The organism is Chloroflexus aurantiacus J-10-fl, assembly GCF_000018865.1.
GTDB lineage: Bacteria > Chloroflexota > Chloroflexia > Chloroflexales > Chloroflexaceae > Chloroflexus > Chloroflexus aurantiacus.
This window is the reverse complement of record NC_010175.1, coordinates 538,375-559,270: the sequence shown is the minus strand read 5'-3', so window position 1 is coordinate 559,270 and position 20,896 is coordinate 538,375. Positions and strand designations below refer to the sequence as shown.

The window sequence follows — 20,896 nt, the reverse complement described above, 5'->3', positions numbered from 1 at the left end:
GAGAATCGCTCATTCTATCGGTCAGACTATTGCAGATGATCCTATCGTCGTGTATAATGCTTCCAATCGACTTGCCGGTACTGGCTTCAGAGACAGTAAAACAATGACCACTTTTTCGCAGCGCCGATCTGCCAGTCAACGGTCGTCAACCTCGTCCTCGCCGGTACAGCGTACCGGTGACAATGATCTGCTGCAACATTTGCTCTTGAACGATCTCCCTGCCCGGCGCGATCCGTTTCGTCCGCTGCGCCTGCGTTCGCGGGATGCATATCGCGAAGAAGCCTTACGCGGCTTCCTGTTGCGCAATTGGGTGGATCGCGCATTGCTCATCGCCGAAATCTTGCTCTTCGCCACAATGGTGATCGTCTTTGCCTACTGGTTCATCGACGGCTATGGCCGCGACTGGTGGCGAGCCTGGCAGGGCAAGAGCCAGCCGGCAGAGGTGATCATGCCACCGCCAGCCCCGGTTGCACCGCCGGCAGAGGAGATCACATCACCACCACCAGCCCCGGTTGCACCGCCGGCAGCCGCACCGCACCTGCCGGCACTACCCTTCACCGACCCTGGTCTGGCGGTTGAGCCGGCTGATTACCTTGCCCCGCAGACCAGTGTCAAACCGCTGCCGAAAACCGATCCGCGACCGCAGCGACTGCGTATTCCCAGCATCCAGCTTGACACGCCGGTGTACGAGGTCTTTGTCGTTGATGGCGCGTGGCAGGTCGCTGAATATGCCGCCGGCTATCATCACGGCACGGCCCTACCGGGCACGACGGGCAATACCGTGCTGGCCGGACATGCCGGCTTGCGTGGCGCTGTGTTTCGTGATCTGCCGGCACTGCGTCCTGGTGATGAGATATTGCTGGAGGCGGGCGGTTGGGTATACCGCTACCGAGTGCGCGAGATGCGTAACGTCTGGCCGACCCAGGTTGAAGTGATGGATCCGACACCGACCCCTGTTTTGACCCTGATAACCTGTACCAACTGGGACACGCAGCGCCTGGTCGTCATTGCCGATCTGGTCGATTCGCGTCCACTCAGTTGAGATTGAGGAGATCGTATGCCACCAAAGCCGTCACCTGCAACCAGACTCCCTCCCGGTCGTGGACGCGCACCGGCACCATGGACAATCTGGGAGATCATGGCGATTACGGTGAGTGTGTTGATGATCGTGGTGCCGCTCACACTGGAAGGGCTGAACTGGATCAGGCCACCGGTTGCTCCTGCTCAGGAACTAATGGCTGCGACCGAAACGCCAGTCAGCCTCGAACAACGACCACCGACATTTACTCCACTGGCGACGGCTACACCGGGTTCGCCGGTGCCGACCAATACACTCACACCGACCAATATCCCGACCGGGGTGACGGTCACCCCGACCGGGGAAACGGTCACCCCCACCGGGGTGACGGTCACCCCGACCAATACATCACTCCCAACACTTACCCCTTCGCCAACACCGGGTACGACCCGTGTAAACAAATTTGCTTCATTGAGCACTGTCAATATCGGGCAATCATTCAGCTACAGTCTGGCGGTTACAACGCAGAGTGATAGCCCGATTACGCTCACCTTACGCGATGTACTGGATGCAAATCTGGAACTAATAGAGGCGTCCGCTTTTGGGGGAACATGTTTTCCAGGCCAGACCGTACTCTGCACCCTGACGGTAAGTCGATTCAACCCGGCGTCGGTGACGTTACAGGTGCGGGTACGTGCATCGGCAACGGAAGGGTCAATTATTCCCAACCAGGCTGTGTTGGAACAGGGTAGCTTGCAGGTCGGGGTTTCCAATGTGGTGAATGTAACTGTTGCCGGGGGGACTGTCCCTACCAGTTCTCCAACTGAAACACCGACAGTAACGGCTACTAGTACTGCCACCAACACCCCAACTGCCACATCGGTGACGCCAACACCTGTCTCTACGACATCGACCCCAACGGCCACGAACACACCGGTCGTTCAGCCAACATCACCACCGCGTCCGACATCACCACCGCCACCGCCGCGTCCGACCGAACCACTACCGGCGCCAACATCACCGCCGACACCAACTGCACCACCGCCGCCGGTAGTCTTACCCACCGAGCCACCACCACCGGCACCGGTAGCAACAGTTGCGCCACGGCCAACGGCGACACCACGGCCACGTCCGCCGGCACCGCCAACGAACACGCCAACCCCGGCTGCTTCACCAACACCAACCGAGCCGCCGGCGCCGGCTGCGTTCGCTGAGAGTGATCTGCTCCTACGGCTCGCCAGCGATTGGGGAAGTGCTTACGCCGGGCAAGACATTGTGTTTACCATTGTGCTCGGTAACACCCACCCGGCGCAGACGGTGAGTGCCGTAAGCCTGCGCAGCGTCATGCCCTCGAATCTCCAGGTGCTGGGCGCAAACGCGAGCCGGGGCGCCGATCCGACGATCAACGGTCAGACGGTAACATACCTTGCGCCAGACTTAGCACCCGGTGAACGGGTTGAGGTGACCATCGCTACCCGCATTCGCTCAGATGTGGCTGCCGGTACCCTCCTCGTCGTACAGGCGCAGGCCAACCAACGCGACCTCAGCCGACCGGTCTTCTCGAACATCAGTACGGTGCTGGTGGTTGGTGGACAACAGGTAGCAACGGCAACCGCAACCGCAACCCGTGCACCGGCCACACTCACCGCGACGGTCGTTTCGCCGACAGCTGGCACAACCGCAACCTCTGCACCGGCCACGGCTACGGCAACCGCAACACCTGATATTGTGCTGGGTGGAGGTGCGCCGCCAGCCGTGACAACCACGCCGACCACAACACCGCCGGCGGCAGGGGGCGCAAGTGGCGGTCAGGCACCGCTGCCAAACACCAGCGCCGGCATTCCGTTCCTGGGTGTGCTGTTGCTCGGCGCAACCCTGCTAACCCGCACCATCCGACTGCACCGTGCTCGCGAGCGGCTTTGACAGCGGGGGAAGGTAGGGGGTAGAGTAAGGGCGCACGGCTGTGCGCCCTGTCTGTTGAACTGATCAGATGATCAGGATGAAATAATCATAATAACCAAGTAGCTCAAATACTTGCCTCCTACCCCTATCTACTCTGGTGGTCGGCGCTCTACCATAATCCGCACCTGCACGTCTCCGGCAAGGTATTGCAGGGTCGTGCTGACGATAGCGATGACCAGGCCGCCGAAGAATGCCGGCCAGAACCCATCAACCGTGAAGGCGATACCGAGCTGATCGGCCAGGGCTGAGGTCAGGCCAAGTAACAGGGCGTTAATCACCAGACCAAACAGACCGAGCGTGAGAATAACGAGCGGACAGGTCAGCAGGTAGAGCAGTGGACGCAGCAAGGCATTGAGTAGCCCAAACAGCAGAGCGACAATGCCAATCTGCCACCCCGGCCCGCTGAACTCGATCCCCGGCACGATCCAGACCGCGGCAAAGATGGCCAGCGAATAGATGAGCCAGCGCAAGAAGAGCCGGCTATAGTCAATGCGTGATGGTTGTGAGGATGGAGGTGATGAATTCACGACTTGCTCCTTCCATCTCTGTACAAATCGGTACGACTCGCTCATCTGCCGTGAGTATGATACTATACGGCGCGGCGTTACGTGTGGTGACAACCGCTATGATGATTGACGAACAGACAATGACAAAAGTTGACCAGTCCGCATTATTTGCCCGTGTCGAACAGAGTGCGCGGGCTGATGGTAAAGAGGCGTATTTTCGGCTGCACCGCTATCGGTTTGCCGCAATGTTGCAGGCGATGGGTCCGGCCAATGGTGCGCGTGTGCTTGAGGTAGGGGTCACACCCGGCCATTTCACCGAGCTGCTGGTGGGTGCCGGCTTTCAGGTCAGCGGTGCCGATCTCGACCCCTTTACCCGCAAAGCGCTCTGGGATCGGTTGGGGGTCGAGGTGCGCCAGGTGAACCTGGAACGGGAGCCGCTCCCTTACCCTGATACCAGCTTCGATTGGGTTGTTTTCTCGGAAGTCATCGAGCACATGGTCTATTCACCGCTGCCGATCTTGCGCGAGTTTTATCGCGTGCTCCGTCCCGGTGGTCGGGTGTTGATCACTACCCCGAACGAGCTGTATCTGAAAAGCCGGGCGCGGGCAATCCTGCGCATGCTGCTCTGGCAGAGTCTGAGTACTCGTGAGGAGTTTCGTCATCAGATGCTGTTAGAGGGTGAGGCGCGCTATACCACCCACAGCCGCACCTACACGATGGAAGAGTTGACCTGGCTGGTTGAGCAGGCCGGTTTTCGGATTGAGTCGCGCCGGTTCGAGGCGCCGTGGGAGCGGGTCGGTCTTGAAGCAGGCCGATTGCTGCGTGCCCCCCATCGCGTGCTGGCAAAAGCACTCTTCTTCGCCCTCACCGCAGCGATTCCGCCGACACGTTCGATGTTACTGGTAGTTGGCCGGCGTCCGCTGAATTGACGACAGGGCCGATCTCTGGCTATAATAGGGCTGACGGGCCGCTAGCTCAACGGCAGAGCAATCGGCTCATAACCGACAGGTTCTCGGTTCGAATCCGAGGCGGCCCACCAAAGGCGACCGATAGTGCGGTCGCCTGTTTTTTTACTCTCTACCCCCGCAGCACCGCGCCAGCCGGGCGCTGGCTGCTACCGTTCGTGCATACCGGGCCGCAACACAATCCCAGCCTATCACCAACTCATAACCCCTCTCCCCTACCTCCCACCTCCTCTCTCCTATTTCCTCTCTCCTCTACCCTATCTCCTATCTTCTATCTTCTATCTTCTATCCCCTATTTCCTCCGCTTGACATCCGTACCACTTCCTTCTATCATTCCTCTCAAACTGCAAAAGCGCATACGCGCTGCCAGGGGAGCCGGGTAAGCCCGGCTGAGAGTGCGGCCCGATTGATGCCGCTGACCCTTTGAACCTGATCTGGGTTATGCCAGCGGAGGGAAGGCGTATTGATGATACCCCGTCATTCCTCAGCGCTGGAATGGCGGTTTTTGTTTGTACGTGGTTTGGTTGGTTGTGAGATGGGAAAGGAGTTCAGCGATGGCGTCGGTAACGGTAAGTTTTGAAGTGTTGCCCGGCGGATTACCTGATAAGGCGACGACGTATGCTGCCGTGGATGCCGCGATTGCGGTCGTTGCCGCCAGCGGTCTGACCTACCGTGTCTGCCCGATGGAAACGACGATTGAAGGCGATTACGATGCAATTATGGCGGTGATCAAACAGGCGCAAGAGGCGGTGCTGGCAGCCGGCGCCAGTCGCGTCTTTACCCTCATCAAGGTGGATTACGACCCCAATGGATCATCAATCGCCGAAAAGCTGGCTAAGTATGAGTGACGATGTCTCGCAATCGATGCCTGCGACGCCGGTCACGGTAGCAGTGCGTCCTTCGTGGCGGGCCGGTCTGTTCGAGTATGGCCCGCCGACATTGCTCGTCATCAGCCTGCTGCTTCTGTGGGAGGGACTGGTCTGGTTTTTCGCGATCCCCGACTGGCTGCTGCCGCCACCCTCGCGGATCGTCCGCACGTTGTTCGCCAGTCTGCCGGTGCTGGCCGGTCACACGCTGGCGACGTTGACGGTGACCATCCCTGGCTTCGCGCTGGCACTGGTTGCCGGCTTTAGCCTGGGGATTGCCCTCGACGCCTCGCCCGTCCTGCGGCGAGCGATCTATCCGCTGCTCGTCACCTCGCAGACGGTACCGATTGTCGCGATTGCGCCGCTGCTGGTGGTCGGCTTCGGCTTTGGACTATTGCCGAAAGTGCTGGTCGTAGCGCTGATTACCTTCTTTCCGATTGTGGTCAATACGATTGATGGCCTGCAAAGTGCCGACCGTGATCAGCGCCGCCTGCTAGAGGCGATGGGAGCCAGCTACTGGCAACTACTCCGCCTCTTGCGATTACGGGCTGCGCTACCGGCCATCTTCACCGGGATCAAAGTCTCCATTACCTACAGCGTGATCGGGGCAGTCCTCGCCGAATGGATCGGCGCCAGTGCCGGATTGGGGGTCTACATCGCTCGCTCACTGCGTGCGTTTCGTACCGATCAGGTCTTCGTGGCTGCGCTGGTCACGTCACTGCTCACAATTGCCCTGTTTACGCTGGTTAGTCTCCTCGAACGTTGGATTGTCTTCTGGAAAGGAGAACGTTGATGCGCAGATGGTTACTCTTAGGTTTGATCGTCATCCTGACGGCCTGTGGTGCGGCGACGACACCGGCAGTTTCTGAGCCGCCGTTGACCACTGTGCGGGTTGGTTTGGACTGGACGCCGAACACGAACCATACCGGCCTGTACGTGGCGCAGGCGCAAGGTTATTACAGGGATCAGGGGTTGCAGGTCGAGATTCTCGGTGCGCAAGAGGGTGGTACAGTCGAGCAGCTTGTGGCCGCCGGTCGCCTCGATTTTGGCATCTCGTATCAGGAAGGCGTCACCCAGGCGCGGGTAGAAGGAGTGCCGATTGTCTCGATTGCCGCGATCATTCAGCACAACACCAGCGGATTCGCCAGCCGGGTGGAAGAGGGCATCACCAGTCCTCGCGATTTTATCGGCAAAAAATATGGTGCATTCGGCTCGCCAATTGAAGAGGCAGTGATTCGCGGTCTGCTCGAATGCGCAGGTGTGGGCGATCAGTTTGATCAGGTGCAATTCGTAGACATCGGTAGCTCCGACTTTTTTGTCGCAACCGAACGCGATGAAGTCGATTTTGTCTGGATTTTCAAGGGCTGGACCGGCATCGAAGCCGAGGTGCGCGGCGTACCGCTCAACATTGTGATGATGAACGACGTGCAGTGCATCCCCGACTACTACACCCCGGTGATCATCACCAGCGAAAAGATGATTGCCGAACAACCCGATCTGGTGCGTCGCTTCCTGGCTGCGACGAGTGCCGGTTATCGCTTTGCCATTGATCGACCCGCCGAAGCAGCCGAGATTCTGTTGCAGGCCGCGCCTGAGCTTGATGCCGAACTGGTGCGCCGCAGTCAGCAATATCTGGCTACCCAGTATCAGGCCGATGCTCCCCGCTGGGGTGAACAGAAGCTCGAAGTCTGGCGAGCGTATGCCCAATGGATGGCCGAGCGTAACCTGATTGCCCGCATGATCGAACCGGAAAAGGCGTTTACCAATGAGTTTCTGCCCTAGTTAGGTGACGAGGTGGTATGTGGTGCGGTAGTAGAGCTTCCGCACCACTGCCCTCTGTCCAGGTGTGACATTTTTTACAAGAGCTGGGCTGTCGTGCTACCCGACCATCGCATAGGCTTATGAATGGTTTGTCAATCACCAGAGACAGTATACCCTGCTCCCAGTATGCTGCCATCACGCGCTGGATTGGTTGCCTTACCCGTTCGTTATCCACGTGTCGTGGGGTTTGGAGTGCGGTAGCCATGCTCACGATCCGGCGCGGGTCACGCTGATTACTCTGTTGGTCGCGGGGACGACATACGTTCTTGTCACGATTATCTGGCTCATTGTATCAGACAGCATATGCCGGTCATACCGGCACCAGGTACACATATGGCAACGCTTGAGATACGGGCGATCCGCAAAACGTTTACAACCCCTACCGGCCCGGTCGTCGTGCTGGATGGCCTGAATATGCAGGTTGCGGCAGGAGAATTTGTGGCGGTAATTGGGCCAAGCGGCAGCGGCAAAACGACCCTCTTCAACATCATCGCGGGACTGGAAACCCCTGATGCCGGGGCAGTGGTGATTGATGGGAATGATGTTACCGGTTGCCGTGGTCAGGTTGCCTACATGCCACAGCGCGATGCCCTGCTACCCTGGCTGTCGGTGGTAGAGAATGCGGTCCTGGCGACCGTCGTGCAGGGCGGCGATGTTGCAGCCGCACGCCGGGAAGCGCGGGCGCTCCTGGCCGATTTCGGCTTACAAGGGTGGGGCGATGCCCGACCGGCAATGTTGTCTGGTGGCATGCGGCAACGGGCGGCATTTCTGCGTACAGTGCTCTGGCATCGGCCAGTCATGCTCCTCGATGAGCCATTTGGTGCTCTCGATGCGCTTACCCGTGCTCAATTACAGCAGTGGTTACTGTCATTGTGGGATCGCCTCGACCGTACCGTGCTTCTGGTGACGCATGACATTGATGAAGCGATCATTCTGGCAGATCGCATCTATGTGCTCACGCCCCGGCCAGCCCGGATTGCCCTCGAAGTCCGGGTCGAACTCCCCCGACCACGCTCGTATGCGTTGGTGACAGATCAAGCGTTTGCGCGATTGAAACGCCAGTTGCAGGCCGTTTTGATGGAGGGCGAACGCTATGCGTAGCACCGCATTCGAGCATCTCCGTCAGGATGCCTTCGCGGTTTAGCGGCAGAATGCCGTCAACCTGGCGTGCGACTGCTCTGCTGCCGCACGCCTGAACTCGCTGCCGCACCCTCACCGGTAGCGTTAGCCAATGCATCACCGTTCGTATGGCGTACAGCAGCCATACTGCCGCACGCCTGACCTCACTGCCGCACCCTCACCGGTAGCGTTAGCCAATGTATCACCGTTCGTATGGCGTACAGCAGCCCTGCTGCCGCGCTGCCCGACCTCACAACCTTTACGGTGCGCGGACGTTATCCTCGCCGGTGCCAGAAAGCCAGGCGCTCACAGGCAGCACCGGGCAATGACACACCCGACCATCTGGTATGGTCTGTAGCAATAACGAAGGGGCGACATATGTGTCACCCCTCCCTGTTCCTCTAGTGTCTGTTTGTACGTGGGTTCTACTCTTCTGGTGGCAAAGAAGTCGTAATATCGTACACCAGCACCTGCACCTCAAGCCCTTCATTCGTCAAGAGCGATAGCGTGAACTCGTTGGTTGCATTCTTAATCGCTTGCTCATCGGCAGCAGGGGCGTAAGCGCGGATGCTGGCCTCTTCTGCTGAAACCCGGGTGACGCGCGTGACTGCGCTGGGACTAACCTCGGCAATCCGGCGCTTGATCTCGGCAATTGCTTCATCGAGTGTCATTGGAAATCACCTCGCTAAATCACATTAAATTCGGATGCCAGATGACCACTGCGGAATCGGTCGATCCGCAATTCGTCGATGTTGATCGTATGTGCTCGACCGTCGATCACCTCTTCAGCGATGAGTAAGCCCGTAGCCGGTGCGTGCATAATGCCGTGACCGCTAAACCCACTGGCATCAATGTAACCGGCCAGATCGGGGTGACGACCGAGAATCGGGTTATGATCAGGCGTAATCTCGTACAACCCGGCCCAGCACTGCTGCTCGGCCAGCCCGGCTGTTTCGAGAATGGGGAAGCGGTGGATACCGGCCTCGATCACTGCCTCCAACCAGTCCCAGTCCACATTTGTGTTGGTACTGCTTGGCTCATTGGGGTTTGACCGCCCCATCAGAATGCTCTGCCCCTCGCGCCGCATATAGAAACCGCTGCCTACATCTATCGTCAGTGGAATTGGGGCACTGATCGCCGGGAAGGGTGTCGTCATATACACATTCCGTCGGTATGGTCGTACCGGCAGATCAAGACCTGCCAGGGCGGCGACTTCACCGGCCCACGGTCCAGCGCAGTTGATCACGAACTCACAACCCACCGTACCGGCTGGTGTTTCAACTGCCGTCACCCGACCACCCTGGATGTGAAAGCCGGTGACCGGTCTCCCCCGGTACAATCGCACGCCGTGGCGCTGCGCAGCACGCAGATAACCCAGGGCGATACCGTAAGGATCGCAGTATCCGTCATCGGGGCCAAACGTGGCACCGATCAGATCGTCAGTCCGCATCTGCGGGATGAAGCGGGCTGCTTCAGCGGGGGTTAAAACCTCGACCCGCACCCCCAACTCGCGCTGCATCGCCACGTTGCGCATGTATTGCGCCCAGGTCTGCTCGTCGTTGATCAAAAACAGGTAGCCAACTTGACGTAATTCGGCGTGACCACCAACTTCTTCCTCGAAATGGCGTAAACGCTCGATGCTATAGCGTGACAACAGCACATTGGTACGCGATGAAAATTGATGGCGCACTCCCGCCGCCGAGCGGGCCGTACTACCGCTGATTTCGGTCTCTTCACGCTCCAGGATGATCACGTCGCGCAGGCCACGTTCGGCCAGATGAAAAGCAATACTGGCGCCGATTACACCTGCACCAATAATAACCACTTGTGCCCGCTCAATCATACATCTCACCTCGCCTGATGTGCGCCGCCATTGGCGCGTCCTTTGTTTTTACGTTTTTCAATGCATCGTTCACGTGCTATACCTTACCCCGCTTTTCACGCCGCCGTGATGCAGAAGCAGCAGGTGGCAGTTGCGGCTCTTCACCGGGTGCCAGCTCGTCGGGTGGTAATTGCGACTCTTCGCCGGGTGCCGGCTCTGATACTGGTGGTGGGGTCGGTGGCGTTTGCAGGCGTCGCTTTTCACGCCAGGCCAATCGCTCACGCGCCTCAGCTTCAAACCCTCGCCCGGTCGGCTCGTAATAGATGCGTCCGGCCAGATTGGGCGGGAGATGCTCCTGATCCGAACGCCCCTCCGGCAGGTCGTGAGCGTATTCATACCCCTTACCGTAGCCTAACCGTTTCATCAACTGCGTTGGCGCGTTTCGTAAATGGAGCGGTACCGGTTCGTTCCGCGTCTCGGCAACGTCGCGTTGCACCGCACCATAAGCCCGGTAGAGCGCATTACTCTTCGGTGCCAGACAAAGATAAACCACGGCCTGCGCCAGCGCCAGTTCACCTTCCGGTTGACCGAGAAAGTGAACCGCTTGTTGGGCAGCGATTGTTTGCGGGAGTGCCTGCGGATCGGCCAGCCCAATGTCTTCGACGGCGATCCGCACCAGGCGTCGCGCAATATAGAGAGGGTCTTCACCGCCATCGAGCATCCGCCCCAACCAGTAGAGTGCGCCGTCGGGATCGCTATCGCGGACACTCTTGTGCAACGCCGAAATTGCATCGTAATGCAGTTCACCGTGCTTGTCGTAGCGCACAGCCCGGCTTTGCAGCGCATCACGAATATCATCGACGGTGATCAACCGGGTTTCGCCAATCGCCGGCGGTTTCGAGCGCGCCGCTGCTTCGAGGGCATTCAGCGCCGTCCGCGCATCACCGTTTGCCATATTGACCAGGTAGTCACGCGCATCACGAGCCAGCATAATTTTCAAATCCCCCAAACCGCGTTCCCGGTCGGTGAGTGCCCGGTCAATCAGAACCCCGATCTCTTCATCGGTAAGGGCTTCGAGTTTGAAGACCCTGGCCCGCGAGAGGAGCGCTGAATTGACCTCGAAGGATGGATTTTCAGTCGTTGCCCCGATCAAAATGATGGTGCCATCTTCGACGTAGGGCAAGATTGCGTCTTGCTGGCTCTTGTTAAAGCGATGAATCTCGTCGATAAAGACTACCGTGCGCTGCTGGAACATACCGAGCCGGTCTTGCGCCTCTTGCACCACTCGCCGCAAATCGTTTACTCCGGCACTAACTGCACTTATCGGCTCGAAGTGGGCTTTCGTGCTGTGCGCAATAATTTGCGCCAGCGTCGTCTTCCCGCTGCCGGGTGGCCCCCACAGAATCAGCGAAAAGAGCTGATCATTCGCAATCGCTCGCCGGAGCAGTTTGCCTTCACCGACAAGATGATGCTGTCCAACGAACTCTTCGAGTGTGCGCGGGCGCATACGGGCAGCCAGTGGCGCCTGTTGTTGCAGCGCCTGCTGTCGTTGGGCATCGAACAGAGTTGTTCCTCGTGGTTTAGGTGGCATAGCCAACGCTTCGGTAAGTCCCTGGTTGTACTATCCTTGATTGTAGCATATTCGGCGAACTGGCCGGTGCTGGTTTGAGCGAATATGTTAATACCAGTATATGCAAACCACATGGGTCATAGAAGGGGGGAGTAAAGAACTATTGTCTGGCGTAACTCTGTGTCGTATGCTATAGGTGTGTAGAGAAGGCAACACCCGTCGTTGGGGGGGCAACTGTAGCGAACCTCAAAAAACAACTGTACATTACCTCTGTTGTTCCCCGCTAGCCCTCTTCCGCCTTCCTCATAATCCCTCGGCGGCGGGTTGCCGAATACACGACACCGGTAGCCGGATGCGGTTACCGGTGTTGTTACTTCAGGTGTCATTTAACGAGAGTTCTACCCTATTATGGTGTGCAAGCGCTGGCATACCCTGGAGCGCGAACATCCTGCCGCACGACAACCTGCCCCCGCTGCCAGACCAGTCCCGCCGGGTCTTGTGGGCTGAAGCCCTACCTGAAGCGTGTAAGTCACGGTGGAGCTTGGCTAAAGCGAGCAGGCAACCGCTCCCGCCGACTCCTGAAACCCTCCCTCACGACCTGCACGCCTCTTCGGGGCTGAAGGCACCCCTTCCCGTCGCCTATGCATTACCCACAACTATTGTATGGTGTTAACCACGCACTTATCAGTGAGTATGATCGCCACATGTGCTGTTTTGGGCGACTGGCCCGGTGGCAGTGCGCGCTCCAGCCGTGCCAGCATGTGCTGGATGGGTTGTCTTACCCGCTCGTCGTGCACGTGTCGCACGGTTTGGAGTGTGGCAGCCACGCTGCCGCTCCAGTCGTGCTCACAATCAGGCGCGGGTCGTAGCGGTTTCTCTCGCCGGTACGTGACTCTGGTGAAAGGGAAGTATGAACGCAGGCTGGAAGTCAGCCCCACGGGGAATTGCACCGGTGCATTGCTAACAACGCAACAAAACACGGTGAAAGGGATGATCGATGACGATTGATGTTGCAGCGATGATGTACAGTATTGGTTGAGACTTGATATTATCCCCTACTCGAAGAGGACGTGCTTATACACAAATGTGGGGCGACCCGCGTCGCCCCATCACCTTATACTCTCGATACTCTCGGCGCGACATCGCGGCTGTGCGGTACACGCCAGCTCAGATGGTGTATGCCGGTTTGATGATGTCAGCTCCAGGAACCTGCTTCTACAGTGTTAACCCTCCTCACTGGCTGCAATCACCGCGTTGGCGATCTGATCACCTCGTCCGTTAGGCAGGTAGACATAACGTCCACCCAGCCAGGCCGCCAGTTGTTGTGCTTCACCACGCGACACAAAGCTGCGCTGGGTGTCGATCACAACCGCGCCAACACCGGCGGCACGCAGCCGACCGGCCAGTTGTTGCACTTCTTGCCGGGCCTGTTCGAGTCGCCGTGCTTTGTCCATCGTCGGATCGGCTTTGAGCGGGACGTTTGGCCGTCCATCGGTGATCAAGACGATAGTTGTGCGGAAGATGCCTCGTGAGCGGGCCTGTTCGCTAATCTGGTACGCAGCGAGGAGGGCTGCGGCCAGGGGGGTACCACCACCGGTTGGCAAGACATCGAGGGCGCGTTTGGCCAGCTCGACGCTTTGTGATGGGGGGAGTAGCAGGTCGGCGCGTTCGCCACGGAATGCCAGTAACGCTACCTGGTCGCGGTGAACGTAGGCCTGTTGCAAGAGCGCATTAACCGCTCCCTTGGCCTGGCGCATCCGGTGCAGCGCCATCGAACCGCTGGCATCAACCAGAAAGCAGAAGAGCGTTCCTGCCTTCGAGCGATATTTCTTGATATGCAAATCATCAGCACGCAGATGGATACGTCCGCGTCGGTGGGGATGGTATTCCGCTGCCCGAATCCGTTGCCATGGCGCGGCTGCCCGCAGCGTGGCAATGACATCGAGCCGTCCCTGAGCCGGTTTCCCCGGCACCGAGCGGATATGTCGCCCGCGCTGACCCGAAATTGTGCCGCGTGAGCCGCTCCGTCCGCGTCGCCGCACGGTAAACGGTGTTTCGAGAATGTCTGGCGGCACATCAGTCTCCATCGCTGCCAGAATCAGCTCTTCGATGGTCAGCTCGTCTTCAGGCGGCTGCGGTGGTTTTTCCTCTTCATCGTCGCGCTGCTCATCGTCACTATTCTCTGGTGATGGCGGAGGTGGCGCCGGTTCCGGTGGTGGCGGCGGCCCGGCCTCTTCCGGCGTCATTTCGGGGAGGCGGGTTGCGCGTGGCAGCATGACCAATCGTACTGCCAGTTCGAGATCGTCGTTATTCACCTCTTCCCGTCCGGCCAGTGCAGCGGCGGCGCGGGCTGCACGTACTGCAAACAGGTCGGCACGATGACCTTCAATACCGAGTGCCATCGCTGTCAGGCTCAACTGCTGGACCTGCTCATCACTGATGGTGACTGAAGGCAATAGCTCACGTGCAGCCAGGATGCCGGCCAATACCAGCGCTTCGTCATCTTCGTAATCGGTGCCGGGTTGCAAGTTACGACGCACCACTTCAGCTCTGGTCGTTACCGGCGCTTTCCCAATTGGCGCCACAATCAATCCCAGGCGGTCGAGTAAGTGGCGACGAGGTGGCCCTTCTGCCGGATCGTAAGTTACCAGCAACACGAAGCGGGCCGGTTCAACGACCGAAATTCCCTCCCGTTCGACCCGCACAACACCGCTATCGAGTGCGCTCAAAATATGGTTGATCGTGCTGTCATCGAGCAGATTCACACTATCCACATAGAGCATGCCGCCATTGGCGCGGGCCAGCAGACCGCTGCGATGGACACGCTCACCCGTCGCCAGGGTTGCTTCAATATCTATCCCCCCCAGCAGTCGATCTTCGCTCACGCCGACCGGCATCTCGACCAACTGCCAGGGGATGGTCGGATCAAATTCACGACCACCGGCCAGCATACGGGCAAAAGCCCGTACCAGTGCGCTTTTGCCGGTGCCGGCGCCGGCCCCAATCGCAACCCCGGCCAGTGATGGATCAACCGCCAGCAACAGCAGCGCCTGCCGGGCCGTATCCAGGCCAACAATTGCCGTGAATGGCAGAGGCGCTGCCGGTAATGCAATGGCTTTTTGCACCATATCAGGTTCCTTCAACAGCGACTGTGATGATAATGTTGTCAGGCTCACGTCGCGTTACGGTACCAACACCTCTTCAACGGCGCGCTCAATCCGTACTGCATCGTCCTGGGTTTCGAGCGGGTCTTTGCGCAACCGATGGCGCAATGCCAGTACTGCGATTCGGCGCACGTCCTGTACGGTGACCTCATTCCGGCCTTCGAGCGCGGCCAGGGCGGTTGCTGCTCTGGCCAGGGTGAGTTCACCGCGGTGACCATCAACCTCAAGTTTGACGCACAGTTCGGCAATCTTGTAGAGTACCGGATCGGGCAAGATTACCTCTGGTAAACGCCGTTGGGCTTGCTTGATTTTGCGTTGTAGTTTCTGGGTCTCTTTGGCCCATTTTTCGACAAACGCAAACGGATCGGCGTCGTATTCACGTCGTCGCTTGACAATCTCGACCCGCTCGCTCACATCGGTAATGGTGGTGATGCGGGCATGCAGACCGAACCGGTCGAGAAGCTGGGGCCGCAGATCACCCTCTTCAGGGTTTCCCGATCCCACCAGTACGAAGCGGGCCGGGTGGCGCACGCTGACACCCTCTCGTTCAACCACGTTGACACCTGATGCCGCTACGTCGAGTAACACGTCAACCAGATGGTCTTCGAGCAGATTCACTTCATCAATATAGAGAAAGCCGCGATTGGCGCGGGCCAGCAGGCCAGGGGCGAATGCCTGTACACCCTGAGTCAACGCTCGTTCGATGTCGAGAGTACCGCAGACGCGATCTTCGGTGGCACCGAGGGGCAGGTCTACCACCGGCACCGGAATATTTATCACCGCAGGCTTTTTCGTTTTACCGGATTGCTGTTCTAACGCCCGACACTGATCGCACAGCCCGGCCGTGCGGTCGGGCGCGCACGAATACGGACAGCCGGCAACCGCTTTGATCGGCGGCAACATAGCTGCCAGTGCCCGTACCGCGGTTGATTTGGCCGTCCCGCGATGCCCCATCACCATCACGCCGCCGATAGTTGGGTTGACCACACACAGCAAAAGAGCCAGCTTCAGTTCAGCCTGACCAACAATCGCCACAAACGGGTAGGGGGGTGTTGAGGCGTTTGTCGGTGGGGTATGACCATTCTTCGATACGTCGTCGGTTGCGATTGTTTGCACGTGTTCTTTGCTCATCTGACGTTACCTTTGTACGCAATAAAACGGCAGGCGTGGAGCCGCCTGCCTGCAACGAACCTGACCAGGCAGGACAGACAGAGCTATGCTGTGCTTCCTTCCTGGCGACGGTATTCCGTTATCCTGTGTGAAGCCGGTCTAACGCTGTGATTTAATCACGGAGCCGGCCGTCGGCTTGCGTCCGGTGCGAGTACGACGTGCGTAGGCAGTGATATTCGTCCACAAGAACGTCAGACCAAGACCCAGAACGGTCAAAATCAAACTGGCCCAACACAGGATTGCCGGCGTCAACGGACCAATCATTTGGGTGGCTTCTCCGAGTCCGCTTGGCATAGTGTTCACTCCTCTCGCGACTGTTGAGCTTTTGCAGCATACGACGGCATAATGACTTCACGCATTTTCTGCGGATCGATACGGAAGTTCTCTATTAATTCTACCACGTAGCGCAAATGTGATCGCGGGATGGAAACGAACATTTCACTCGGATCGAGCCGATTATGCATTCGTCCGCCGCCGTCACCAATGGCAAACACTGAATTTTTGGTGTGCCAGGGTGCAGCAAAAATTGAGGCACACGCACTGGCACCCAACTCACCGACCGGAAATGTCCCGATGCGCACACTGGCTGCACCGGCGATCTGCATTGCCCGTTGTGGATCAACCACACAGACCATCAGATCAACCGGTACTCCATCTGGTACGTCGTCAAGTGGTGCCGCCGCCAGTGCCTTGATCATCCCTGCCGGTAACGAGTAGCTTTGCTGTTTATTGCACGCCGCGGCTTCCGGTGTATAAAAGCCCTGCGCATCGGTCAGATAGATACCCTGGGTAATGTACGGCCCCGGATCAGGATTGAAACCGAGGTGGTACTGCCCTACCCAACAGTCGTGGTGGTTTGCATCAACATACACGCGCCGCCCCTGTTCGGCTTCGCGGACAATCGCACACGCCACCACATTGACCGGCTCGTATCCCGGTGGTGGCCCATCGTAACAATAGGTGATCGCGACCGGTCGCCGTTTGACCCGCATCCGTTCCACCAGGAGGCGATTGAGCAGTTTCAGATCGGGGATTTCGTCGTTTTCACTCATCAGCGCCTCCACCACGGGTTTTGTAAATCGGGGCTTTCCGCGTTCAGTGCCGCCGCAGTTTGGCCCCAGCGCCATATCCATCCCTCGATCCACCAGCGTATCCGTAACCTGAGCGGCGCGACCCGATACTCAGTGGTTTGTCTGGCAAGGCGTAGCCACATTGCCCACCTCCATCATCCAACCTGCGGTTACAATGCTGCGCCCGCTTACCGGTAGAACGGGCTGGCCGGTCGGCGCAGATCAACGTAGCGGAACGGCTCTCCTGAACGCTGCAAGGCCGCCAGGATGGCAATCTTGCTGTCCAGATCGTCGGTGTTACCTATGCACACCGTCGTATGCCCATCAATCGTTAGCGTCATGCCCTTCTTCGGATCGTGGTTGGCTTCGGTGACGTACATACCCAATTCTTTGAGCAACCGGGTGACAACCAGCCGGGTTGGGGCATCCATCTCTGGCTTCTCGCCGACCGCTCGCTCCATCAGGCCAAGCGTGATCACCGGTGCCGGCTGGCGTACCTGGTGGTCACCGAACAATTCTTCAGCGGTCGCTCCGGTCGGCGTAATATCTGGCTCTTCGGCTCCAAAGACGCTGAGAAATTCTTTGTATGGAAGAGGTTGTACCTCTTCCATCTTGACCGTCGGCAACGTGCGGTCGATGATCTGACGCGCCAGTCGGTCAAAGAGAGCATCAAAACGCGGCTCTTGCAAAGCTAACTGACAGGCATCGGCCAATTCGCGCACTTTGCGATCCAGGGGAATGCTGGCCAGTACCGGCAGATTGATCTTTTCGGCGAAGCGGGCCGCCACACCGCTACCGTCGTCGCGATTGACCACCAGCCCCAGCAGTTTGGTGCGCCCACCCATGCTGGCGAAGTATTTGGCCGCGCTGGCAATGTTGTTGGCAGCGTAGAGGCTTTGCCGGTCGTTCCCGCAGAGAATGATGACCTCTTCAGCCAGTGAACGTGAGAGGGGTGTTGCAAACCCACCACAGACCACATCGCCGAGAAAATCCATCACCACATAGTCAAGCGCCCATTGGCTGAGGCCGAACTTTTCGAGCATATCAAAGCCGAACGTGATTCCACGTCCACCACAGCCACGTCCTACTTCCGGCCCGCCAATCTCACAGCCATAGACAGTTGCCGCACCATTCATGATGGTGGTCTTAAAGATGACGTGATGGGCGGCCAGCTCCTCTTCGCGCCCGGCTTCTTTGAACTCGCGCCAGACATCACCGAGTGTTGGCAGACTGATACCGCCGAACAGGGCATTGCAACTATCGTGTTTGGGATCGCAACCGAGCTGAAGCACGCGATTTCCCAACAGGGCCAGCTTGCTTACCAGATTGGTGGTGAAGAATGATTTTCCCATGCCGCCTTTGCCGTAGACGGCGAGCATTCGTGCTGTTGAACCTGGTTGTTTCGTTTTTGGATGGGCGGGCATAAAGCCATCTCTCTTTCCAGGCTGATGCGCATTGCTCCTTGGCGAGTGAGTACTACGCTGCGTCGGTACCGTTTTGCGGCCACGTGACAACAACCTTCAAACAGGCCGGGTCTTCCAGGGCCAGGCGATAAGCAGCCTGAATGCGGTCGAGCGGGACGTGATGGGTTAACAGACCATCAACCTTCAAGTCGCCATTAGCCAGCAAATCGCGTACCCGCGGCAGATCACCATCAGGGCCGAATTCCCACTCGCGCGCAACCAGAATCTGCGCCTCACGCATAAATACCGGTGCGTAGGGAATGTTGATGTGGTCGTAGTAGCCCAATAACACGACTCGCCCGTGGTTAGCCAGGAGCGGTAATGCTCCCGACAAGGCACCCATCGAGCCGGTGGCCTCGATCAGCACATCAACCTTGGCTTCGCCGATAGCTTCGTCAAGCGACTCACGGGTAACATCGATAACCTGGTCGGCCTGACTGGCTTGCAAGCGTACTGCCACCCGGTCGGCGACGGCCACGTGCTGAGCACCGGCATATTTTGCCAGGCGGGCTGCCAGTTGACCGACAATGCCCTGCCCCAAAACCAGCACCCGATCACTGCGGCGAATCTGGCCGATTTTGATACCGTGCAGTGCTGTGGCGGCCAGAGCCAGCAACACCCCGGTGGCCGGGTCGAGCGAACCAAGCGGCACAACTCGTTCGTGTTCGGCGGTAATGTACTCACTCTGTCCACCCCAGGCCGCATTGACGCCGCGGAAGCAGCGGGCACCGCCGATATACACCCATTGACCGAGCAATTCTTTCGGTGCTTTACTACCAACCTGCACCACCTGCCCAACCGTCTCGTAGCCGGGCACAACCGGGAAGAGCAGTTGTGGTTGGGGCAGCCGGCCATCAAGCAACATCCGTTCGGTACCGGCGCTAATCGACGTAAAGGCAGTCTTGATCAGCACATCACCGGCTTTTGGTTCATTAACCTGCACCGTGCGAATCTCAATCGTGTTTCGCTTTGGAATAACTACTGCTCGTGACTTGATCGGCATACAGTCGATCCGCTTTCTAGTACGCCGCAGCGTAATCTTCACCCAGAGAACCGGTTGGTGTTATGATGGTTTGGCCATACCTGCTGATTGAGCCTGCAATTGCGCCTGTAATAAACGCCGTTCCTTTGCCGAACGGATGCCACGCCAGAGAAATTGACCGGCGTTGAAGAGGTATGTGACGTAGGCGAAGACCATCACCCACATGATCGTGCGGCTATCGAGGTGCAGCCACACGGCAACGAAATAGGCATTGTGGGTCAGAATAGCAATCAGATTACCCAAATCTTCCCAGAAGAACTCACGGGCCATGAAATACTTACCGTAGATGTCGTGTTCCCACAGCATACCGGTGATGGTCAAGGCCCAGATCAGCGCAATCTTGATCCACACGCTCACTGTCGCAACCCAATACCCTTCACCAGTTGCCAGATAGCGGATAACCAGGGCAAAGCTGATGATGAACACGATGAACTGGATTGGGGCCAGGATGAACTGGGCTTTTGTCCAGGGTGATCGGTTGCGGCGTTCCAGTTGTTCGGGTGTATACATCATCTTCCTCCACGTTGATCGTTTGCCGGTGCTGTGCTGACGCGACTCACGGTGAGCAGAAATCGATGTTCGACTTCTTGCCTCTCGTTGAGATCAGGCCATTGCTGCGCAGCCCAACCTTGCACACGCTCAATGGCTGTCTGCAACACCTCATCACTTAATGCCCATGTTTCTGCATCGCTGCGTGCGGCCATACCGGCAATCACCTCTGCCGGACTCAGCGTGCGGTGCCAGCGCGCCGCAACAATCCCTTCTTCCACCACCGGTGCTCCCAGCTTCGCCAGGTGCTGGCTTACTGCTGCACCTGCGCCCGGTGGGCGAGCACCAGGAAGCAAATCCATCACCGTCTGCCGTAATTGCCCGCGCAGCAAGCCAACGCATGATGCCGGATCACGCCAGTCAACACCCTGAATGATCACACCGCCTGGGCGAGTCACGCGCACCATCTCAGCCAGTCCGGCGCGCCAGTTCGGGAGCAGATGAAGCACGTGTACAGCCAGCACCGCATCAAAGGTTGCCGTGGCAAAGGGAAGGTATTGCGCATCGGCCTGCACGAGATGAAGTGGTGTGCCGGTCTCTTCGGCCCGTCGGTGGGCAACGTGCAACATACCTGCCGAGATGTCAATCCCGATGACAGTGGCACCGGCAGCGGCGACCGGCAGGGCAATACGCCCACTCCCGATCCCGATTTCAAGCACTCGTGCCCCACTGCCGGCCTGATCGACGATGGCCTGCCCAATCGCGGTCGATACCTCGGCGGGATGCGCACGTTGCGCATCGTACACATCGGCAATTTGATCAAATGTGATCGGTAACGGCATGCCGGGT

General features: G+C 58.4%; 19 protein-coding genes, 1 tRNA gene and 1 riboswitch. Of the genes, 8 read left to right on the top strand and 12 right to left on the bottom strand.

Annotated features, from left to right (window positions below):
- Positions 1-103 precede the first annotated feature (103 nt).
- Together CAUR_RS02200 and CAUR_RS02195 are read left to right on the top strand one after the other, a co-directional pair.
- A complete protein-coding gene (locus CAUR_RS02200) occupies positions 104-1,042 on the top strand; it encodes a sortase (RefSeq protein WP_012256337.1) in 939 nt (312 codons plus the stop codon).
- 15 nt (positions 1,043-1,057) lie between these two features.
- A complete protein-coding gene (locus CAUR_RS02195) occupies positions 1,058-2,941 on the top strand; it encodes a hypothetical protein (RefSeq protein ID WP_012256336.1) in 1,884 nt (627 codons plus the stop codon).
- Positions 2,942-3,069: 128 nt separating this feature from the next.
- Here CAUR_RS02195 and CAUR_RS02190 read toward each other — a convergent pair whose 3' ends face one another.
- Positions 3,070-3,507 carry a phage holin family protein gene (locus tag CAUR_RS02190; RefSeq protein ID WP_012256335.1) on the bottom strand — a complete coding sequence of 146 codons (438 nt, stop codon included), beginning with the start codon at positions 3,505-3,507 and terminating at the stop codon, positions 3,070-3,072.
- Between CAUR_RS02190 and CAUR_RS02185 the strand changes: the two genes are divergently transcribed.
- From CAUR_RS02185 to CAUR_RS02160, 6 genes are all read left to right on the top strand, one after another.
- Positions 3,498-4,415 (top strand): class I SAM-dependent methyltransferase, encoded by a 918-nt coding sequence (locus CAUR_RS02185; RefSeq protein WP_242605028.1) that lies wholly within the window; start codon positions 3,498-3,500, stop codon positions 4,413-4,415. The genes CAUR_RS02190 and CAUR_RS02185 overlap by 10 nt on opposite strands.
- A gap of 35 nt (positions 4,416-4,450) precedes the next feature.
- A tRNA-Ile gene (locus CAUR_RS02180) sits at positions 4,451-4,525 on the top strand.
- 284 nt (positions 4,526-4,809) lie between these two features.
- Positions 4,810-4,925, top strand: a riboswitch (TPP riboswitch).
- A gap of 80 nt (positions 4,926-5,005) precedes the next feature.
- Positions 5,006-5,299 (top strand): thiamine-binding protein, encoded by a 294-nt coding sequence (locus tag CAUR_RS02175; RefSeq protein WP_012256333.1) that lies wholly within the window; start codon positions 5,006-5,008, stop codon positions 5,297-5,299.
- Positions 5,292-6,110, top strand: coding sequence for an ABC transporter permease (locus CAUR_RS02170; RefSeq protein ID WP_012256332.1), 819 nt, complete (start codon positions 5,292-5,294; stop codon positions 6,108-6,110). The genes CAUR_RS02175 and CAUR_RS02170 overlap by 8 nt, the downstream gene beginning before the upstream one ends.
- Positions 6,110-7,099 (top strand): ABC transporter substrate-binding protein, encoded by a 990-nt coding sequence (locus CAUR_RS02165; protein ID WP_012256331.1) that lies wholly within the window; start codon positions 6,110-6,112, stop codon positions 7,097-7,099. Before CAUR_RS02170 ends, CAUR_RS02165 begins: the two co-directional genes overlap by 1 nt.
- Positions 7,100-7,471: 372 nt before the next feature.
- Positions 7,472-8,239, top strand: coding sequence for an ABC transporter ATP-binding protein (locus tag CAUR_RS02160; protein WP_012256330.1), 768 nt, complete (start codon positions 7,472-7,474; stop codon positions 8,237-8,239).
- A gap of 443 nt (positions 8,240-8,682) precedes the next feature.
- On the opposite strand, the gene CAUR_RS02155 is transcribed toward CAUR_RS02160, so the two are convergent.
- The 11 genes from CAUR_RS02155 to CAUR_RS02105 form a co-directional block, all read right to left on the bottom strand.
- Positions 8,683-8,928: a hypothetical protein gene (locus CAUR_RS02155; protein WP_012256329.1), complete on the bottom strand. Its 246-nt coding sequence runs from the start codon at positions 8,926-8,928 to the stop codon at positions 8,683-8,685.
- 14 nt (positions 8,929-8,942) lie between these two features.
- Positions 8,943-10,100 carry an NAD(P)/FAD-dependent oxidoreductase gene (locus tag CAUR_RS02150; protein WP_012256328.1) on the bottom strand — a complete coding sequence of 386 codons (1,158 nt, stop codon included), beginning with the start codon at positions 10,098-10,100 and terminating at the stop codon, positions 8,943-8,945.
- 76 nt (positions 10,101-10,176) lie between these two features.
- Positions 10,177-11,670: a replication-associated recombination protein A gene (locus tag CAUR_RS02145; protein WP_012256327.1), complete on the bottom strand. Its 1,494-nt coding sequence runs from the start codon at positions 11,668-11,670 to the stop codon at positions 10,177-10,179.
- Between the two features lie 1,202 nt (positions 11,671-12,872).
- Positions 12,873-14,777, bottom strand: coding sequence for a magnesium chelatase ATPase subunit D (bchD, locus tag CAUR_RS02140; protein ID WP_012256326.1), 1,905 nt, complete (start codon positions 14,775-14,777; stop codon positions 12,873-12,875).
- A gap of 54 nt (positions 14,778-14,831) precedes the next feature.
- On the bottom strand, positions 14,832-15,944 hold the full coding sequence (gene bchI, locus CAUR_RS02135) for a magnesium chelatase ATPase subunit I (protein WP_012256325.1): 1,113 nt from the start codon (positions 15,942-15,944) through the stop codon (positions 14,832-14,834).
- A gap of 138 nt (positions 15,945-16,082) precedes the next feature.
- On the bottom strand, positions 16,083-16,277 hold the full coding sequence (locus tag CAUR_RS02130) for a hypothetical protein (protein WP_012660441.1): 195 nt from the start codon (positions 16,275-16,277) through the stop codon (positions 16,083-16,085).
- A gap of 5 nt (positions 16,278-16,282) precedes the next feature.
- Complete coding sequence (locus CAUR_RS02125; RefSeq protein WP_012660440.1) at positions 16,283-17,035, bottom strand: DUF169 domain-containing protein; 753 nt, start codon at positions 17,033-17,035, stop codon at positions 16,283-16,285.
- A 206-nt stretch (positions 17,036-17,241) separates the two neighbouring features.
- The gene (locus CAUR_RS02120; protein ID WP_012660438.1) at positions 17,242-18,477 is read right to left on the bottom strand and encodes a chlorophyllide a reductase iron protein subunit X; all 1,236 of its coding nucleotides are present in this window, start codon (positions 18,475-18,477) and stop codon (positions 17,242-17,244) included.
- 52 nt (positions 18,478-18,529) lie between these two features.
- Complete coding sequence (locus tag CAUR_RS02115) at positions 18,530-19,519, bottom strand: zinc-binding dehydrogenase (protein WP_012256322.1); 990 nt, start codon at positions 19,517-19,519, stop codon at positions 18,530-18,532.
- A 60-nt stretch (positions 19,520-19,579) separates the two neighbouring features.
- Positions 19,580-20,071, bottom strand: a complete 492-nt coding sequence (gene bchF, locus CAUR_RS02110; RefSeq protein ID WP_242605027.1) for a 2-vinyl bacteriochlorophyllide hydratase — start codon at positions 20,069-20,071, stop codon at positions 19,580-19,582.
- Entirely contained in the window at positions 20,068-20,889 is an 822-nt protein-coding gene (locus CAUR_RS02105; protein WP_012256320.1) for a class I SAM-dependent methyltransferase, read from the bottom strand. Before CAUR_RS02105 ends, bchF begins: the two co-directional genes overlap by 4 nt.
- Positions 20,890-20,896 lie beyond the last annotated feature (7 nt).

Coding starts and splice junctions, on each gene's coding strand:
- CAUR_RS02200 (WP_012256337.1), top strand. CDS start 104: ATGACCACTTTTTCGCAGCGCCGATCTGCCAGTCAACGGTCGTCAACC.
- CAUR_RS02195 (WP_012256336.1), top strand. CDS start 1,058: ATGCCACCAAAGCCGTCACCTGCAACCAGACTCCCTCCCGGTCGTGGA.
- CAUR_RS02185 (WP_242605028.1), top strand. CDS start 3,498: ATGAATTCACGACTTGCTCCTTCCATCTCTGTACAAATCGGTACGACT.
- CAUR_RS02175 (WP_012256333.1), top strand. CDS start 5,006: ATGGCGTCGGTAACGGTAAGTTTTGAAGTGTTGCCCGGCGGATTACCT.
- CAUR_RS02170 (WP_012256332.1), top strand. CDS start 5,292: ATGAGTGACGATGTCTCGCAATCGATGCCTGCGACGCCGGTCACGGTA.
- CAUR_RS02165 (WP_012256331.1), top strand. CDS start 6,110: ATGCGCAGATGGTTACTCTTAGGTTTGATCGTCATCCTGACGGCCTGT.
- CAUR_RS02160 (WP_012256330.1), top strand. CDS start 7,472: ATGGCAACGCTTGAGATACGGGCGATCCGCAAAACGTTTACAACCCCT.
- CAUR_RS02155 (WP_012256329.1), bottom strand. CDS start 8,928: ATGACACTCGATGAAGCAATTGCCGAGATCAAGCGCCGGATTGCCGAG.
- CAUR_RS02150 (WP_012256328.1), bottom strand. CDS start 10,100: ATGATTGAGCGGGCACAAGTGGTTATTATTGGTGCAGGTGTAATCGGC.
- CAUR_RS02145 (WP_012256327.1), bottom strand. CDS start 11,670: ATGCCACCTAAACCACGAGGAACAACTCTGTTCGATGCCCAACGACAG.
- bchD (WP_012256326.1), bottom strand. CDS start 14,777: ATGGTGCAAAAAGCCATTGCATTACCGGCAGCGCCTCTGCCATTCACG.
- bchI (WP_012256325.1), bottom strand. CDS start 15,944: ATGAGCAAAGAACACGTGCAAACAATCGCAACCGACGACGTATCGAAG.
- CAUR_RS02130 (WP_012660441.1), bottom strand. CDS start 16,277: ATGCCAAGCGGACTCGGAGAAGCCACCCAAATGATTGGTCCGTTGACG.
- CAUR_RS02125 (WP_012660440.1), bottom strand. CDS start 17,035: ATGAGTGAAAACGACGAAATCCCCGATCTGAAACTGCTCAATCGCCTC.
- CAUR_RS02120 (WP_012660438.1), bottom strand. CDS start 18,477: ATGCCCGCCCATCCAAAAACGAAACAACCAGGTTCAACAGCACGAATG.
- CAUR_RS02115 (WP_012256322.1), bottom strand. CDS start 19,519: ATGCCGATCAAGTCACGAGCAGTAGTTATTCCAAAGCGAAACACGATT.
- bchF (WP_242605027.1), bottom strand. CDS start 20,071: ATGATGTATACACCCGAACAACTGGAACGCCGCAACCGATCACCCTGG.
- CAUR_RS02105 (WP_012256320.1), bottom strand. CDS start 20,889: ATGCCGTTACCGATCACATTTGATCAAATTGCCGATGTGTACGATGCG.